14 protein-coding genes and 1 pseudogene are annotated in these 18163 nt (G+C 43.0%); 11 read left to right on the plus strand and 4 right to left on the minus strand.

Annotation, left to right across the window (positions count from 1 at the left end; genetic code table 11):
* Nucleotides 1-271: 271 nt before the first annotated feature.
* Nucleotides 272-682 (minus strand): hypothetical protein, encoded by a 411-nt coding sequence (locus AC5FEC_RS09135; RefSeq protein WP_493661985.1) that lies wholly within the window; start codon nt 680-682, stop codon nt 272-274.
* Nucleotides 683-950: 268 nt separating this feature from the next.
* Between AC5FEC_RS09135 and yycF the strand changes: the two genes are divergently transcribed.
* From yycF to ftsY, 9 genes and pseudogenes are all read left to right on the plus strand, one after another.
* Complete coding sequence (gene yycF, locus AC5FEC_RS09140) at nt 951-1652, plus strand: response regulator YycF (RefSeq protein WP_037614514.1); 702 nt, start codon at nt 951-953, stop codon at nt 1650-1652.
* On the plus strand, nt 1645-3009 hold the full coding sequence (gene vicK / locus AC5FEC_RS09145) for a cell wall metabolism sensor histidine kinase VicK (RefSeq protein WP_493661986.1): 1365 nt from the start codon (nt 1645-1647) through the stop codon (nt 3007-3009). Before yycF ends, vicK begins: the two co-directional genes overlap by 8 nt.
* Nucleotides 3002-3802, plus strand: coding sequence for an MBL fold metallo-hydrolase (locus AC5FEC_RS09150; protein WP_493661987.1), 801 nt, complete (start codon nt 3002-3004; stop codon nt 3800-3802). The genes vicK and AC5FEC_RS09150 overlap by 8 nt, the downstream gene beginning before the upstream one ends.
* 171 nt (nt 3803-3973) lie before the next feature.
* Entirely contained in the window at nt 3974-4330 is a 357-nt protein-coding gene (locus tag AC5FEC_RS09155) for a YbaN family protein (RefSeq protein WP_485671331.1), read from the plus strand.
* Between the two features lie 149 nt (nt 4331-4479).
* The gene (rnc, locus tag AC5FEC_RS09160; protein WP_037614518.1) at nt 4480-5169 is read left to right on the plus strand and encodes a ribonuclease III; all 690 of its coding nucleotides are present in this window, start codon (nt 4480-4482) and stop codon (nt 5167-5169) included.
* Complete coding sequence (gene smc, locus AC5FEC_RS09165; protein WP_493661988.1) at nt 5169-8705, plus strand: chromosome segregation protein SMC; 3537 nt, start codon at nt 5169-5171, stop codon at nt 8703-8705. Before rnc ends, smc begins: the two co-directional genes overlap by 1 nt.
* A 1-nt stretch (nt 8706) precedes the next feature.
* Complete coding sequence (locus AC5FEC_RS09170) at nt 8707-9501, plus strand: Cof-type HAD-IIB family hydrolase (protein WP_493661989.1); 795 nt, start codon at nt 8707-8709, stop codon at nt 9499-9501.
* Nucleotides 9501-10319: a Cof-type HAD-IIB family hydrolase gene (locus tag AC5FEC_RS09175; RefSeq protein WP_493661990.1), complete on the plus strand. Its 819-nt coding sequence runs from the start codon at nt 9501-9503 to the stop codon at nt 10317-10319. Before AC5FEC_RS09170 ends, AC5FEC_RS09175 begins: the two co-directional genes overlap by 1 nt.
* Before the next feature lie 633 nt (nt 10320-10952).
* Nucleotides 10953-11885, plus strand: a pseudogene (gene ftsY / locus AC5FEC_RS09180) (signal recognition particle-docking protein FtsY); the annotation flags it as partial.
* A gap of 175 nt (nt 11886-12060) precedes the next feature.
* Here ftsY and nrdF read toward each other — a convergent pair.
* The 3 genes from nrdF to nrdH form a co-directional block, all read right to left on the minus strand.
* Nucleotides 12061-13020, minus strand: a complete 960-nt coding sequence (gene nrdF, locus AC5FEC_RS09185) for a class 1b ribonucleoside-diphosphate reductase subunit beta (protein ID WP_217472284.1) — start codon at nt 13018-13020, stop codon at nt 12061-12063.
* A 139-nt stretch (nt 13021-13159) separates the two neighbouring features.
* Complete coding sequence (gene nrdE / locus AC5FEC_RS09190) at nt 13160-15319, minus strand: class 1b ribonucleoside-diphosphate reductase subunit alpha (RefSeq protein ID WP_493661991.1); 2160 nt, start codon at nt 15317-15319, stop codon at nt 13160-13162.
* 94 nt (nt 15320-15413) lie between these two features.
* On the minus strand, nt 15414-15632 hold the full coding sequence (nrdH, locus tag AC5FEC_RS09195) for a glutaredoxin-like protein NrdH (RefSeq protein WP_015604561.1): 219 nt from the start codon (nt 15630-15632) through the stop codon (nt 15414-15416).
* 487 nt (nt 15633-16119) lie between these two features.
* Between nrdH and AC5FEC_RS09200 the strand changes: the two genes are divergently transcribed.
* Both AC5FEC_RS09200 and ptsP read left to right on the plus strand, forming a co-directional pair.
* Nucleotides 16120-16383: a phosphocarrier protein HPr gene (locus AC5FEC_RS09200; protein WP_037614534.1), complete on the plus strand. Its 264-nt coding sequence runs from the start codon at nt 16120-16122 to the stop codon at nt 16381-16383.
* 1 nt (nt 16384) lies between these two features.
* The gene (gene ptsP, locus AC5FEC_RS09205) at nt 16385-18118 is read left to right on the plus strand and encodes a phosphoenolpyruvate--protein phosphotransferase (RefSeq protein WP_493661992.1); all 1734 of its coding nucleotides are present in this window, start codon (nt 16385-16387) and stop codon (nt 18116-18118) included.
* The last annotated feature ends 45 nt before the right edge of the window (nt 18119-18163 follow it).

Below are 18163 nucleotides of genomic sequence, written 5' to 3' on the forward strand. Positions count from 1 at the left end.
AAGAAAAAGTAGTGAGTACTCTCTCCCGTCGGAGATTTCTTCACTACTAATCTTAGTATGTTTTCTACAATAAAATAGGCTCCATAATCCCTGCGGTGGATTTACCCACTACAGAAATTATAGAGCCGTTTTCTGGTAATCAGAATTCTGCTTTGTTCGCTTTTTGCATTTAATTATAGATTTGAAGGGCTTAATAATTAAGATTTTTAAAAATTGAAATCTTTTTGTCCCAGCCTCTTTCTTTTGTTTAACAAGCTTTCAAAGAATAGAGCTAATTCAAATAATTATCTATATATTTTTGGAAATTAGGATATTTTTGACGATTCATTGCATAAAGCATTTCCCCATATAAGGGATCTCTAGGGTCGTCGGGTTCTAAAAGAACAGCAATTTTGAGGTCATTGTCAGGAAAAGCAATAGTGTAGTGATAAGTATCGTTGACAGTGATGGAATAATATTTTGTATTGTCTTCATATCCAGACTTATCAAGAACATAATGAAATTCCTTGTCTCCTAATTTTCCAGTGTTTTCCTCGAAAACTAGGTCAATATTTTCTCCCGCAGAACCCTGTGCTTTCCATTTTCCGCGGTACATTTCACCTCGGCCGATGCCTAAAATACTACAAGCGCTCAGACAGATAAGGATAAATACAGTAAAAACGAATACTATGGATTTTTTCATTGGAAACCTCCTTGTGTAATCCCTTTTATATTATTCTACCATATTATTTAGAAAGGATGAATCTTTTTATGAAAATCAGGTTTGACCCTTGAATTAGCCATTTTTAAGAAAGTTTGGTATAATATGTGGTATGATTGTAGTGATTTTATGTCGAATCGATTAAAATGACCCATAGGATGCTATTTGCAATAGAAGATAAATTAATGAAATGAGGTTCTAGTTTTTTGTTAGGATGGCTCGTTTCCTCTCAAAATTTTGTGGTGAATAAATGAAAAAAATATTAGTTGTTGATGATGAGAAGCCAATCTCAGATATTATAAAATTTAATATGACCAAAGAAGGTTATGAAGTTCTGACAGCTTTTGATGGTAAGGAAGCGTTAGAAATGTTTGAAGCGGAGCAGCCAGATATTTTGATTCTGGATCTGATGTTGCCAGAAGTTGATGGACTTGAGGTTGCTCGGACCATTCGTAAGACTAGCAATGTCCCGATTATTGTGCTGTCTGCCAAGGATAGTGAGTTTGACAAGGTTATTGGTCTTGAAATCGGTGCAGATGATTATGTAACCAAGCCATTTTCAAATCGTGAATTACAGGCGCGGGTTAAGGCTCTTCTTCGCCGTGCAGATTTAATCATTGAGAGTCAAGCAGAAGATAGTGGACCAAATGAATTAAATATTGGGGACTTGCAAATTTTACCTAATGCATTTGTGGCTAAGAAGCATGGAAAAGAGCTGGAGCTGACACATCGGGAGTTCGAACTGCTGCATCACTTAGCAACGCATATTGGTCAAGTGATGACGCGTGAGCATTTACTTGAAACTGTCTGGGGCTACGATTATTTTGGTGATGTCCGGACAGTGGATGTGACCATTCGTCGCCTGCGTGAAAAGATCGAAGATACGCCAAGCCGGCCTGAGTATATCTTGACTCGCCGCGGTGTTGGCTACTATATGAGAAATAATGATTGAAGAAATTAAACAATTTGTAATCTCTGCGGATTTCGTCTTTGCTATCATTATTATCGGCTTCATTGTGGTCGTGGCTCTGCTCTTATTGGAAAATCGCCGTGACAACCAAAAGCTTCTGCAACTTAATCAGAAAATTAAAGATTTGATTTCTGGTGACTATTCAGAAGTGCTAGACATGCAAGGAAGTCCGGAAATTACAGATATGACCAATAGTATCAATGATTTGTCAGAAGTTATCCGCTTGACACATGAAAATCTTGAGCAGGAAACCAAGCGTCTGTCTAGTATTTTGTCCTACATGACAGACGGGGTGCTTGCCACCAACCGCCGAGGGCAGATTATTACCATTAATGATATGGCGACCAAGCAGTTGGGTGTCAAAAGAAGTGAGGTCCAAAATATGAATATTTTGGATCTGCTTTCAATTTCAGATGAATACAGTCTTCGGGACCTGATTACCAATGTTCCTGAATTGATTATTGATTCTCAGGATGAGAATGGGGAATATTTGCGCCTACGGGTTCGTTTTGCCTTGATTAGACGGGAATCTGGCTTTATATCAGGTTTGGTGGCGGTCCTGCATGATACGACTGAGCAGGACAAGGAAGAGCGGGAGCGCCGGCTTTTTGTTTCCAATGTTAGCCATGAGTTGCGGACGCCCTTGACTAGTGTGAAATCTTATCTGGAAGCCTTGGACGATGGGGCTCTGTCAGAGCCAATTGCGCCGGACTTTGTCAAGGTCTCACTGACTGAGACTAACCGGATGATGCGGATGGTGACGGATTTGCTCAGCCTGTCGCGGATTGATAATGATACCAGTCATCTGGAAGTGGAGTTGACCAATTTTACAGCCTTTATCACCTTTATCCTGAATCGATTTGATAAGATTAAAAATCAGGACGAAACAAAAAAATATGAGATCATCAGGGATTATCCGATTACACCGATTTGGGTGGAAATTGATACGGACAAGATGACTCAGGTCATTGATAACATCATGAACAATGCTATCAAATATTCACCTGATGGTGGCACCATTACCGTATCTGTGAAAACAACAGATGTACAGCTGATTCTCTCGATTTCAGATGAAGGTCTGGGGATTCCCAAGCAGGATCTGCCGAAGATTTTTGACCGTTTCTATCGAGTGGATAAGGCTCGCAGCCGAGCTCAGGGAGGGACTGGCTTAGGCTTGTCCATTGCCAAAGAAATTATCAAGCAGCACCATGGTTTTATCTGGGCCAAGAGCGAGTACGGCAAGGGATCTACCTTTACCATCGTTCTTCCTTATGATAATGACGCTGTCCGTGTAGACGACTGGGAAAATGAAGAGAATGTAGAAAGTGAACATGACTAAGGGATTTCAATATAGTATTCTGGCATCGGGATCAAGCGGCAATTGCTTTTATCTGGAAACAGACCAAAAACGCCTGCTTGTTGATGTTGGTTTATCAGGAAAAAAAATTACGAGCCTTTTGAGTGAAATTGACCGCAAACCGGAAGATTTAGATGCCATTTTAGTCACCCATGAGCATAAGGATCACATCCATGGCGTGGGAGTTTTGGCGCGTAAGTACAATCTAGATATTTATGCTAACGAAGCAACCTGGCGGGCTATGGAAAAGGATTTGGGCAAGCTGGATGTCAGCCAAAAGCATATCTTTGAACTAGGTAAAACCAAGACTTTTGGCGACTTGGACGTGGAGAGCTTTGGAGTCAGCCATGATGCAGCCTGTCCGCAATTTTACCGCTTTATGAAGGATGACAAGAGTTTTGTCATGCTGACAGATACGGGCTATGTCAGTGACCGTATGGCTGGAGTGATTGAGAATGCGGATGCTTATTTGATTGAGAGCAACCATGATATCGAGATTCTCCGGAGCGGTGCCTATCCGTGGAGTCTGAAACAACGGATCTTGTCTGACTTGGGGCATTTATCTAATGAAGACGGTGCAGAGACCATGATTCGCACACTTGGCAATCGCACCAAGCGTATTTATCTGGGGCATTTGAGTAAGGAAAATAATATCAAGGAGCTGGCTCATATGACCATGGTCAATCAACTGGCTCAAGCTGATTTGCCAGTAGGTCATGATTTCCAAGTCTTCGATACTTCTCCTGATACTGCAACGCCTTTGGCAACTATCTAATCATCAGTCGCTCAGAAAGTTGGAACACACGGTTCCAACTTTTTTAGGATTGACAAGGATTGCTTTTTATGAGACACTAGTTCTATGTTTTTTAGCCTGTTTTTTATACTAGAAAGGAAAAAAAAGAACGAAAATGACGAACGACTATGAAAACGTATGTGAGGAAACCAAATGCGCCTGATTTATTTTGTGATTGCCTGCCTATCTTTGGCCTTAGGAGTGATAGGAATGTTTTTGCCTGTCTTGCCGACGACCCCATTTTTGCTTTTGTCTATTGCTTGCTTTTCACGCAGCTCCAAGCGGATTGAAAATTGGCTTTATCACACCAAGATGTATCAAATCTATGTCGCAGATTTTCGGGAGACTGGCTCGATTGCCAAAGAGCGTAAGAAAAAGATTATCGTGTCCATCTATATCTTGATGGGAATTTCCATCACCTTCGCGCCCATTATTTGGGTGAAAATTTTCTTGTTCGCCCTGACAATCTTTATTACTTATTACCTTTTCAAGGTCATCCCAGATAAATAATAGGCTGAGAATTACCCTAAGAAGACAAGTAAACAAGTGCGTTGGCACTTGTTTTTTGGTATAATGGTAGATAGTTCACAAAGAACATCATTTGAGAAAGGATGGAATTGGACTCATGCTCTGCCTGGACCTAGCATGAAAAAGAAACTATGGAACATTTAAAAGATGCACTGCTGGAGCAGTTTGGACTGGTGTTTGAAGACAGTAGTCTGCTAGAGACCGCTTTTACTCACACCAGCTATGCCAATGAGCACCGCCTCTTAAAAATTTCACACAATGAACGCCTGGAATTTTTAGGAGACGCTGTTCTGCAGCTGATTATTTCTGAGTATTTATATAAAAAATACCCCAAAAGACCAGAAGGAGATTTGTCAAAATTACGCTCCATGATTGTTCGTGAGGAGAGTTTGGCTGGCTTTGCACGGGACTGTCAGTTTGATCATTTCATCAAGCTGGGTCGTGGTGAGGAAAAGTCAGGAGGTCGTAATCGGGATACCATTCTGGGTGACTTATTTGAGGCCTTTTTGGGTGCCCTCCTTTTGGATAAGGATGTGGAGACTGTCAAGGACTTTATTTATCAAGTCATGATTCCCAAGGTGGAAGCGGGTGACTTTGAGCAGGTGACTGACTATAAGACCAAGTTGCAAGAACTCCTGCAGGTTAATGGCGATGTTGAGATTGTCTATCAGGTTACAGATGAGACAGGGCCAGCCCATGCTAAGAACTTTGCTGTGGCTGTGTTGATCAATGGTCAGAAAGCGGGTCAGGGACAAGGCCGTTCTAAGAAACTGGCTGAGCAGGAAGCTGCCAAGGATGCATTTGAAAAGGAAAGTCACTAATGTTTTTAAAGGAAATTGAAATTCAGGGCTTCAAGTCATTTGCAGATAAGACTAAGGTGGTTTTTGACCAGGGTGTGACTGCTGTTGTTGGTCCCAATGGCTCAGGCAAGTCCAATATTACGGAGAGCCTGCGCTGGGCTCTGGGTGAGTCGAGCGTTAAGAGTCTGCGGGGTGGTAAGATGCCGGATGTCATCTTTGCAGGGACGGAGAACCGCAAGCCCCTCAACTATGCTTCGGTCGTCGTTGTTTTGGATAATCAGGACCAGTTTATCAAGCAAGCAGGCAAGGAAATTCGTGTCGAGCGCCATATCTATCGGAGTGGTGATAGCGAGTACAAGATTGACGGTAAAAAAGTTCGTCTCCGCGATGTCCATGATCTTTTCATGGATACAGGGTTAGGACGAGATTCCTTCTCCATCATTTCCCAAGGGAAGGTAGAGGAAATCTTTAACAGCAAACCGGAGGAACGCCGGGCTATCTTTGAAGAAGCGGCTGGAGTGCTCAAATATAAGACTCGTCGCAAGGAAACAGAAAGCAAGCTGGCGCAGACTCAAGACAATCTAGATCGCTTGGAAGATATTATCTACGAGCTGGATAGTCAAGTCAAACCACTGGAAAAGCAGGCTGAGACAGCCAAGCGTTTTTTAGAACTGGATCAAGAGCGTCAGGAACTTTATCTAGATGTCTTGGTGGCTCAAATCAAGGCGAATAAAGCTGATTTGACGGCGGCAGAGGCTGATTTGGAGAGTATCAAGCAGGAGCTGGTGGCCTATTATACGAAACGAGATGAATTGGAACGTGAAAACCAAGAGATTAAGGTCAAACGGCAGGAAGTGAATCAAAAACTGTCTGACGATCAGGCCAGTCTTTTGGAGCTGACTCGTTTAATCAGTGATTTGGAACGTCAGATAGACTTGGCCAAGTTGGAATCTAGTCAGGCAGCTAGCAGCCGTTTGGAAAATGAAGAACGTTTGGCTGGGTTGAGAGAAAAAAGTCAGCAGTTGACAGCTGATATTTCCTCCAAGGAAGCTCATCTGGCTGATTTAGCAGTCCAGTTGACTGAAAATCAAGGGACTATGAGCCAGTTAGAAGCAGAATTGGCAGACTTTTCAGATGACCCAGATCAGCTGATTGAAAATTTGCGGGATCGTTACGTCAAGCTCATGCAAGAAGAAGCGGATTTGTCCAACGACTTGACCTCGCTAGAAAATCGTCTGGAGAATGAGCGGAGTCAAGCTGCCAGCAAACAGGCAGAGTTTAGCAAACTACAGGCTGATTTAAAAGCTGGTAGGGAAGAAGAAGCGGCTCGACAGGCGGAATTGGAAGAGGCACAGGCTGCTCTCAGAGCCTTGCTAGATCAGTATCAGGAGCAGCAGGGGCAGGTTGAGAATTTGACGGTTGCTTATCAAGATGAGCAGACCAGCATGTTTGCTCTGCTGGATGATTTGAAAAATAAAAAAGCCCGTGCAGCCAGTTTAGAAGCTATTCTTAAAAATCACAGTAATTTTTATGCAGGTGTAAAAAGCGTTCTGCAGGAGGCTGATCGTCTGGGTGGTATTGTCGGGGCAGTCAGCGAGAAATTGAGCTTCGATTCTCATTACCAGACCGCTTTGGAAATTGCTCTGGGGGCAAGTAGCCAGTATATTATCGTTGAGGACGAGGGAGCAGCGACCAGAGCCATTGATTTTCTTAAGAAAAATCGCGCTGGTCGGGCTACTTTCCTACCCCTGACGACTATCAAAGCTCGTCAACTTCCCGAGCAAAATCAATCCAGAATTGAGGCCAGTCCAGGCTTCCTAGGTATAGCTTCGGAGCTGGTGACCTATGAGGCAAGTTTGGAGAATATTTTCCAAAATCTGCTGGGAACAACCGCTATTTTTGATACAATTGAGCATGCGCGTGCAGCTGCCCGTCAGGTACGTTACCAAGTAAGAATCGTAACGCTGGACGGTACGGAACTGCGCACAGGCGGTTCTTATGCTGGAGGAGCTAATCGCAATAATAACACAATCTTTATCAAGCCTGAACTGGACAGCCTGCTTGGAGAAATGGAGCAGCAGTCTCAGAAGCTGAAAGGTCAGGAGCAGCAAGTCGAAAGCTTGCAGTCTCAGGTATCAGAGGCCAAGCAAGCCTTGGAAACCATCAAGTCTGAAGGTGAGCAAGCTCGCTTGACGGAGCAAAGAGTCAAGTTGGCCTACGAACAGATTGCAGAGCGGGTTGCAGAACTCAGCCAGCTGGTGCAACTGCAGGAGCAGGACTTGGCTAGCCAGACTGAAGCAGCAGACCTGGCTGAAAAGAAAAAAATGGAAGAGCGCCTGTCGGCTATCGAGGCTTCCAAAGTAGCCATTACTGCTGAAATCGAGCAAGTCAAGTCGAATAAAAACGCTGTTCAGGATCGTTTCGATCAGCTATCGGCTAACTTGTCTGAACTGAAATTGAAGAGCACGGAGCTGACTTCTAGCCAGCGCTTTGAGAAGAATGATTTGTCGCGTTTGCTAGAGGAGAAGGCTGCTCTGGACAAGGAAGTCGCTACTTTGCAGCTTTTGATAGAGCAAAAGGAAGAAGCAGTCAGCCAGAAGGTGGATATTTCCGTCTTGGAAGAGCAGCTCAAGACTGCCCAGCAGGAAAAGACAAGTCTGAATCAGAGTCTCATCCGACTCAAATTTGAGCTGGACGACTTAGAGGGCCAGTCTGAGGATATTCTGGGGCATTTAGACCAAGCCCGTCAGCAAAACGAAAGTCTGATTCGTCGTCAGGCCAAGGCAGAGGCTGAAAAAGAGAAATTTTCAGATGCCTTGCGTCGTCTGCTGACCAATCTGACGGATAATTACCAAATTAGCTTTGCTGAGGCTGATCAAAGAGCTCGCTCTTTGGAAAATCTTACAGCTGCAGAAGCCCAAGTCAAAGACTTAGAAAAGGCTATTCGTGCTTTGGGACCAGTCAATCTAGAAGCCGTTGAGCAGTTTGAAGAAGTCAGCAGCCGTCTGAACTTCCTCAATAGTCAGCGAGCTGATGTTCTCTCTGCAAAAAATCTGCTGCTAGAAACCATCGAAGAGATGAATGACGAAGTCAAGGAACGTTTCCAAACAACCTTTGAAGCCATTCGCGAAAGTTTCAAGCTGACCTTTAGCCAGATGTTTGGTGGCGGTTCAGCTGATCTCATCTTGACAGAAGGCGACCTGCTGACAGCTGGGGTAGAGATTTCGGTTCAGCCTCCAGGCAAGAAAATCCAGTCCCTCAATCTCATGAGCGGGGGGGAAAAAGCCCTGTCAGCCTTGGCTTTACTCTTCTCCATCATCCGAGTCAAGACCATTCCTTTTGTTATCTTGGATGAGGTCGAGGCAGCTCTGGACGAGGCCAATGTCAAGCGTTTTGGAGATTATCTCAATCGCTTTGACAAAGAGAGCCAGTTTATCGTTGTAACCCACCGCAAGGGAACCATGTCTGCAGCGGACTCTATCTATGGAGTGACTATGCAGGAATCAGGAGTTTCCAAGATTGTATCGGTCAAGTTAAAAGATTTAGAAAGTTTGTAATATGAGCATAAAATTAGTAGCAACAGATATGGATGGGACTTTTTTAGATGACAAGGGCCAATTTGACATAGAGCGGCTCAAGAACTTGCTACTCCAGTTTAGAGAAAAGGGCATCTACTTTGCCGTTGCCAGTGGTCGCGGCCTCCTCTCACTTGAAAAGCTTTTTGATGAAGTCCGAGGTGACATGATTTTTATCGCAGAAAATGGCAGCCTGGTAGAATTTCGGGGAGAAGACCTATACGAGGCAACCATGCCACGGGAATTTTATCTCAAGGTTTTTGACAAGCTCAAGGAGTCTCCTTTTGTCAATGTCAATGAGTTGCTCCTGACGGGGAAAAAGGGCTGTTATGTCTTAGATACAGTGGAGCCGGCTTATCTGTCTTTCAGTATGCATTACAATGAAAATATCCAAAAAGTTGCGGATTTTAGTGAGATTACTGATGAGATTTTCAAACTTACGACTAATTTCAGTGAAGAAACGGTAGCCGATGGCGAAGCTTGGGTCAATGAAAATGTCGCTGGTGTTAAGGCGATGACAACAGGCTATAAGTCGATTGATATCGTGCTGGACTATGTGGATAAAGGTGTGGCTCTTGTCGAGCTGACTAAGAAGCTAAATCTAGAGATGAATCAGGTCATGGCTTTTGGTGATAATCTCAATGACCTACATATGATGCAGGTGGTAGGGCACCCGATTGCACCAGAAAATGCGCGGCCGGAAATTTTGGCAGTTGCTAAGGAAGTGATTGGCCACCATGCGGCCCAATCTGTTATGACTTACATGGAGGGCTTGTAATGGCTGATATTAAATTGATTGCTTTGGACTTAGACGGGACTCTGTTGACCTCTGATAAACAGATTTCCGAAGGTAATCTGGCAGCTCTCAAAGCAGCTCAGAAGCAGGGAGTCAAAGTTGTGTTGACCACAGGGCGTCCGCTTAAAGCTATGGAATTTTTCCTGCATGAACTGGGCACCGATGGTCAGGCAAATGAATACACTATTACCTTTAACGGTGGTCTAGTTCAGCGCAATACTGGCGAAATTTTGGATAAAACAGTTTTTTCCTATGATGATGTGGCTAGAATTTATGAAGAGACTGAGAAATTAGGTCTACCTCTGGATGCGATCGATGGTGGCTTGGTTTATCAGATTCAATCAGACCAAGCATCGCTCTATGCGGAGTTTAATCCAGCTTTGAGCTTTGAATCGATTGCTTTTGAAGACCTTTCCAGCCAGGAAACTTACAATAAATGTGTCACAGCATTTGCTCAGGAACCGCTGGATGCAGCTATTCCTCACATTGCGCCCGAACTTTTTGACCAGTATGAGATTTTCAAATCACGGGAAATGTTGCTGGAATGGTCACCGAAAAATGTGCACAAGGCGACTGGTTTGGAGAAATTGATTGCCCATCTGGGAATTGATAGAAGCCAAGTCATGACTTGTGGCGACGAAGCAAATGACCGCTCTATGATTGAATGGGCTGGCTTAGGAGTAGCGATGCAAAATGCAGTTCCTACTGTCAAAGAAGTGGCTAATGTAGTGACTCCTGTGACCAATGATGAAGATGCAGTTGCTTGGGCTATACGGAAATATGTATTGAAGGAGGACTAATCGATGGGATTATTTGATCGCCTTTTTGGTCGAAAAAAAGAAGAACCGGTAATTGAAGAAATTGTCAAAGAAGCTCTGGAAAGTCTTGAAGAGAGTGAAACGAGCGCTGAAGAACCCCTTTTGAGTGAATCATCAGCTATGAGTTTGGCAGAAGTAGAGGAGAAAAGTGCTGACTCTCAGGAAGAGAAAGTAATTCCGATTTTGGAAACTTCCGAAGATCCAGAAAGTCTTTCTGAGGAAGCTGTTCCATCATCTGAGGAATTTTATTCAGAGCTGGAAGAGCGTTTGGCTGAAGATCGGGTTCTTAATGAAGTGCTTGCAGACAAGGCTAAAGTCCTAACGGATGAGTCAGAAGCTGTTACAGAGGATAAAGAACGGACTGAAGCAGCACCTCAGTCTGAAGAAAGTGTAGCTCAGCTTCAAGAGCAAACTGACGCAGAGTATACAAAACCAGTAGAGACTGAAGAAAAACCGAAACCTACCCCTTCTGTTATGGAAAGTTACTACGCAGAAGTACAGCAAAGGATTGCCGAAGCAGCAGCTCATAATCAGGAAATTGAAGAAAAGTCTGAAGAGGTCACTCGGGAAGCTTCACAACCGCAAAAAACAGAAACTGCAATATCTGCCCCCGTTCAAGAAGAAAGTGTCCAGGATAAATACGACCGTAGTCTCAAGAAAACTCGGACTGGTTTTGGGGCACGACTCAATGCTTTCTTTGCAAATTTCCGCTCGGTTGACGAAGAATTCTTTGAAGAGTTGGAAGAATTGTTGATTACTAGTGATGTTGGAGTACAAGTTGCCTCAAGCTTAGCAGAAGATCTTCGTCACGAAGCACGATTGGAAAATGCTAAGAAACCAGATGCCCTTCGTCGAGTGATTATTGAAAAACTGGTCGATATTTATGAGAAAGATGGCCGTTTCAATGAGAAAATCAATTTTCAAAATGGTCTAACAGTTATGCTCTTTGTCGGTGTAAATGGAGTAGGGAAGACGACCTCAATCGGTAAATTGGCCTATAAATACACGCAAGAAGGTAAAAAAGTGATGCTGGTGGCAGCAGATACCTTCCGGGCAGGAGCCGTTGCTCAGCTGGCTGAATGGGGCCGCCGAGTGGATGTTCCTGTTGTAACAGGTCCAGAGAAGAGCGATCCTGCCAGTGTCGTTTTTGATGGTTTGGAAAGAGCGAAGTCTGAAAATATTGATGTGCTCATGATTGATACGGCTGGTCGTCTGCAAAATAAAGATAATCTCATGGCAGAGCTGGAGAAAATCGGTCGGATTATTAAACGAGTTGATCCAGCAGCTCCGCATGAAACTTTCTTAGCGTTAGATGCTTCAACTGGTCAGAATGCGCTAGTTCAAGCCAAGGAATTTTCAAAAATTACTCCGGTCACCGGCATTGTCTTGACAAAGATAGACGGAACGGCCCGTGGTGGAGTCGTCTTGGCTATCCGTCAGGAATTAGATATCCCGGTTAAGTTGATTGGTTTCGGTGAAAAAATTGATGATATCGGTGAGTTTAATTCTGAGAACTTCATGAAAGGGCTTTTGGAAGGCCTGATTTAGAACTGCCCATACTGAAAATAGGCTCTATAAGGTCTTACCAAGCGAGATCTATTTATTTAAAACGGTCTATATTTTGTTATTCTTGGGAATTTTTGGCATACTCATAATAAAAAAGCGGACAAATTTATTTTTTGTTCGCTTTCTCTATGATTAAATAGTTTTAATTTAGAAAATGTTATAAACCGTAATTATAGTCATCATCTTGCATGGCTTCAACTTCACCAAGAAGGTAACCATTTCCGACTTGAGAGAAGAAGTCGTGGTTAGATGTTCCTGTTGAGATTCCGTTCATGACGATTGGGTTGACATCGTCCGCTGAATCTGGGAAGAGTGGATCTTGTCCTAGGTTCATGAGAGCCTTATTGGCATTGTAACGAAGGAAGGTTTTGACTTCTTCGGTCCAACCAACACCGTCATAGAGGCTTTCTGTATAGCCTTCTTCGTTTTCGTAGAGGGTGTAGAGCAAGTCGTACATCCATTCTTTAAGTTTTTCCTGCTCTTCTTCAGGCAATTCATTGAAACCAAGTTGGAATTTGTAACCAATGTAAGTTCCGTGAACAGATTCATCACGGATGATTAGTTTGATAATTTCCGCAACGTTGGCCAGTTTGTTGTTACCGAGATAGTAGAGTGGCGTAAAGAAACCAGAATAGAAGAGGAAGGTTTCAAGGAAAACGCTGGCAACTTTCTTTTCAAGGGGGCTACCATTGAGGTAGATTTCATTGATAATTTCAGCTTTTCTTTGCAGGTAGGGGTTAGTGTTAGTCCATTCAAAGATTTCTTCGATTTCAGCCTTGGTATTCAAGGTAGAAAAGATAGAAGAATAAGATTTTGCGTGGACAGATTCCATAAATTGAATGTTATTGAAAACAGCTTCCTCATGCGGTGTACGGATGTCTGAGCGAAGAGCCTGTACACCAGTTTCAGATTGCATGGTATCAAGAAGGGTCAACCCACCAAAGACTTTTCCTACCAAGTCTTTTTCTTTGTTTGATAGTTTTCTCCAGTCGTCTAGGTCATTTGACAAGGGGATACGAGTATCGAGCCAGAATTGCTCCGTCAGCTTTTCCCAAGTTGATTTGTCAATGACATCTTCGATGGCATTCCAGTTTATGGCTTTGTAGTAAGTTTCCATGATAATCTCGCTTTAAATTTTTAATACTTGCTTATGTCGTTGAAGGAAACGATTTCCTTCAGTAACATTGCGATAGGCGTTTTCAAAAATTGTTTATTTGGTTGAATTTGAGTGACCTAGTTTGGCAATTCGGTACTTGCTAAATCACACAGCTTTCACACTGATTTGCCCCAACTTCGCCGCCATCGTCAGTAAAGGTACGGACGTAGTAGATGGACTTGATTCCCTTGTTGAAGGCGTAGTTACGCAGGATAGAAAGGTCGCGGGTTGTTTGCTTGCTTTCTTTTTTCCACTCGTAGAGGCCTTTTGGAATGTCACTACGCATGAAGAGTGTGAGTGAAAGTCCTTGGTCCACGTGCTCAGTTGCAGCTGCGTAGACATCGATAACCTTGCGCATGTCCATGTCGTAGGCAGAAGTATAGTAAGGAATGGTTTCAGTTGACAGACCGGCCGCAGGATAGTAAATCTTACCGATTTTCTTTTCCTGACGTTCTTCGATCCGTTGGGTAATTGGGTGAATTGAAGCAGAAACATCGTTGATGTAGCTGATAGAACCATTTGGTGCAACAGCTAGGCGGTTTTGATGGTAGAGACCGTCCGCTTTTACCTTGTCACGAAGTTCTGCCCAGTCAGCAGCGGTTGGGATAAAGATATCTTTGAAAAGTTCCTTCACACGGTCAGACTTAGGTACAAATTCACCCGTCAGGTATTTGTCAAAGTAAGTTCCGTTAGCATAATCAGATTTTTCAAAATTATGGAATGTCACGCCACGCTCGCGAGCGATATTGTTAGACTCAACCAAGGTCCAGTAGTTCATGAGCATAAAGTAGATGCTGGTGAACTCGACAGCTTCTGCTGATCCATAGTCGATCAATTGCTGCGCCAAATAGCTGTGCAGTCCCATAGCTCCCAGACCAAAGGTATGTGCCAGATTATTACCATTGTCAATAGAAGGCACAGCTGTGATGTGTGAGCTGTCAGTGACAAAGGTCAAAGCGCGTGTCATGGTTCGGATAGACTTTCCGAAGTCAGGGGAAGTCATCATGTTGACAACGTTAGTAGAGCCCAAGTTACATGATACGTCTGTTCCCAGATGGAGATACTCTTGGGCGTCATTCAAAAGGCTAGGCTCTTGCACCTGCAGGATTTCTGAGCAAAGGTTACTCATGATGATTTTGCCGTCGATTGGATTTGAACGGTTGGCAGTGTCGATATTCACAACATAAGGATAGCCAGACTCTTGCTGGAGTTTAGAAATTTCTGTTTCCAAATCACGGGCCTTGATCTTGGTCTTAATGATATTTGGATTAGCAACCAATTCGTCGTATTTCTCTGTGATGTCGATATAGGCAAATGGCACTCCGTACTCGCGTTCAACAGAATACGGGCTGAAGAGGTACATTTCTTCATTCTTACGCGCTAATTCGTAGAACTTATCCGGAATGACGACTCCGAGCGAGAGGGTTTTAACCCGAACTTTTTCGTCAGCATTTTCTTTTTTAGTAGAAAGGAAGGCGATGATATCTGGGTGAAAGACGTTGAGGTAAACAACCCCAGCTCCTTGACGTTGCCCCAGCTGGTTAGAGTAAGAGAAGCTGTCCTCAAAGAGTTTCATAACAGGCACAACCCCAGATGCAGCCCCTTCATAGCCCTTGATAGGGGCGCCAGCCTCCCGCAGATTGCTGAGGGAAATACCGACCCCACCTCCGATACGAGACAATTGCAGGGCAGAGTTGATGGAACGGCCGATTGAGTTCATATCATCTGTCACTTGGATGAGAAAGCAAGAAACCAATTCACCGCGACGAGCCCGACCCGCATTGAGGAAGCTCGGTGTAGCCGGTTGGTAGCGCTGATGGATGATTTCATTGGCAATGTCCTTGGCAATAGCTTCGTCTCCGTTGGCAAAGTAGAGGGCGTTAAAAAGTACGCGGTCTTCCATACTTTCTAGATAGTACTCACCGTCGTTGGTTTTCAGAGCATATTGGTTGTAGAATTTGTAGGCTGCCATGAAAGATTTGAACTTGAAATCTTGAGCATGGATAAAAGCAGCTAACTCTTCAATATATTCAGGAGAATAGAGCTGGATAAATTCTTTTTCCAAGTAATTTTCTTCAATTAAATACTGAATTTTTTCAGTAATAGAAGCAAACTTCATCGTGTTTGGTTCAACATTTTCTTTAAAGAAAGCATCCAAGGCTTCTTTGTCTTTGTGAAGCAGGATTTGCCCATTGACTGGACGATTGATTTCATTATTTAGACGGAAGTAAGTCACATCTTCTAAGTGTTTGAGTCCCATAATTTTCCTTTTTCTAAAATGTTTTTTGCTCTTACAAAATAAAGGGCCCCTACGAATGATAGGAGCGGCAATCAAGCTCTAAATACTAACGAGATTATGATAATTTTTTAAGTTTACCAGGCTGGAAACCAGAAAACGCTTCAGTTGGTGTTTGGATAACAGGCGCTGCATTAAAACCAAGACTTTTGACATGGTCGATGTATTCTGGTTGCTCATCAAGGTTGATTTCGCGATATTCCACATGGTTGGTATCAAGAAAACGCTTGGTCATCTTGCATTGGACACAATCGTTTTTGGAGTAAATAGTCACCATTATAATGATTCCTCTATGCTTTCATTTTCTTAAATTTTAATCTGAACCTAGTATATCTAAAAGCGAATGGGATGTCAACAGTTTTGAACTAAATCTTGTGCATGCTTTTATTATTCATCAAATCCGAATACAAGATATAGTGTTTTTGGAATTAGATTGGAAATTATGCAAAATAGAAAAAAGCATTGTCTCGAAAGTAAAAGCAGAGCTACAGAGAAAGCGTCTGATTGAACTTATTCTTCAAAAATGGTGTTTAGAACTATCGTTCAGTGAGAAGACAAACAGAAAGTATAGAGAGTGAACAGACTAGAAATACAGAAAGGGTAAGTCTAAGAAACAATATAATAAGAGGTGTTTTCAAAAAAATAGAAATAATTTGTAAGCGCGCCATAAAATTCTTGAAAAAGATTTCAAAAGATGTTATAATACCAAGTTGTAAGGGTTATCACAATAACTCAAAAAGAATTATTTAAAGGAGAGTCTAACTATGGCTTCTAAAGATTTCCACATTGTGGCAGAAACAGGTATTCATGCACGCCCAGCAACCTTGTTGGTGCAAACTGCTAGCAAATTTGCTTCAGACATTACGCTTGAATACAAAGGCAAATCAGTAAACCTTAAATCAATTATGGGTGTTATGAGCCTTGGTGTTGGTCAAGGTGCAGACGTAGTTATCTCAGCTGAAGGTGCAGATGCAGACGATGCAATTGCAGCTATCACAGAAACAATGGAAAAAGAAGGATTGGCTTAATATGACAGAAATGCTTAAAGGAATTGCAGCATCTGACGGTGTTGCCGTTGCTAAGGCATATCTATTAGTTCAACCGGATTTGTCATTTGAGACTGTTTCAGTCGAAGATACGAATGCAGAAGAGGCTCGTTTGGATGCAGCTTTAGAAGCATCTCAAAACGAGCTTTCTGTTATCCGTGAGAAAGCAGTAGATAGCCTTGGTGAGGAAGCAGCTCAAGTATTTGATGCTCACTTAATGGTACTCTCTGACCCTGAAATGGTTGGTCAAATCAAAGAGACAATTCGTGCTAAGAAGACCAATGCAGAAGCTGGTCTGAAAGAAGTCACAGACATGTTTATCACTCTCTTTGAAAATATGGAAGATAACCCATACATGCAAGAGCGTGCTGCGGATATCCGCGATGTAACCAAACGTGTTCTGGCAAATCTTTTAGGTAAGAAGTTGCCAAATCCGGCTTCTATCAATGAAGAATCAGTCGTGATTGCTCATGACCTGACTCCTTCTGATACAGCACAATTGGACAAGAAATTTGTTAAAGCTTTTGTAACCAATATTGGCGGACGGACAAGTCACTCTGCTATTATGGCGCGTACGCTTGAAATCGCAGCAGTATTGGGAACCAATAATATTACTGAACTTGTAAAAGATGGGGATATCATTGCAGCTAATGGTATCACCGGTGAAGTTATCATCAACCCAACTGACGAGCAAGCGGCAGAATTCAATGCAGCTGGTGAAGCTTATGCTAAACAAAAAGCGGAATGGGCTCTCTTGAAAGATGCTCAAACAGTGACTGCCGATGGCAAACACTTTGAACTTGCAGCTAACATCGGTACACCGAAAGATGTTGAAGGTGTCAATGCGAATGGCGCTGAAGCCGTAGGTCTTTACCGTACAGAATTCCTTTATATGGATTCACAAGACTTCCCAACAGAAGACGAGCAATACGAAGCTTATAAGGCTGTATTGGAAGGCATGAACGGCAAGCCAGTTGTTGTCCGTACCATGGATATCGGTGGAGATAAGGAACTTCCTTACTTCGATATGCCGCACGAAATGAACCCATTCCTTGGTTTCCGTGCTTTGCGTATCTCTATCTCTGAAACTGGTGACGCTATGTTCCGTACACAAATCCGCGCCCTCTTGCGCGCTTCTGTACATGGACAATTGCGTATCATGTTCCCAATGGTTGCTCTTTTGACAGAATTCCGCAAGGCTAAAGCAGTTTACGAAGAAGAAAAAGCTAAATTGCAAGCTGAAGGCATTGCTGTAGCTGACAATATTCAAGTAGGTATCATGATTGAAATTCCAGCAGCAGCGATGTTGGCTGATCAATTTGCCAAAGAAGTTGACTTCTTCTCTATCGGTACTAACGACTTGATCCAATACACAATGGCAGCTGACCGTATGAACGAACAAGTTTCATACCTCTACCAACCATATAACCCATCTATCCTTCGCTTGATTAACAACGTTATCAAAGCTGCTCATGCTGAAGGTAAGTGGGCAGGTATGTGTGGAGAAATGGCTGGCGACCAAACAGCTGTGCCACTTCTTGTCGGCATGGGCTTGGATGAGTTCTCTATGAGTGCGACTTCTGTCCTTCGGACACGTAGCCTTATGAAGAAATTGGATACTGTGAAGATGCAAGAACTTGCACAGCGCGCTTTGACTGAGTGTGCAACAATGGAAGAAGTTCTTGAACTTGAAAAAGAATATCTTGATTTTGATTAATAAAAGAAGAGCATAAATCGCTCTTCTTTTTTCTTTAAAGTTGTA

Source organism: Streptococcus sp. STC1396, assembly GCF_058933875.1.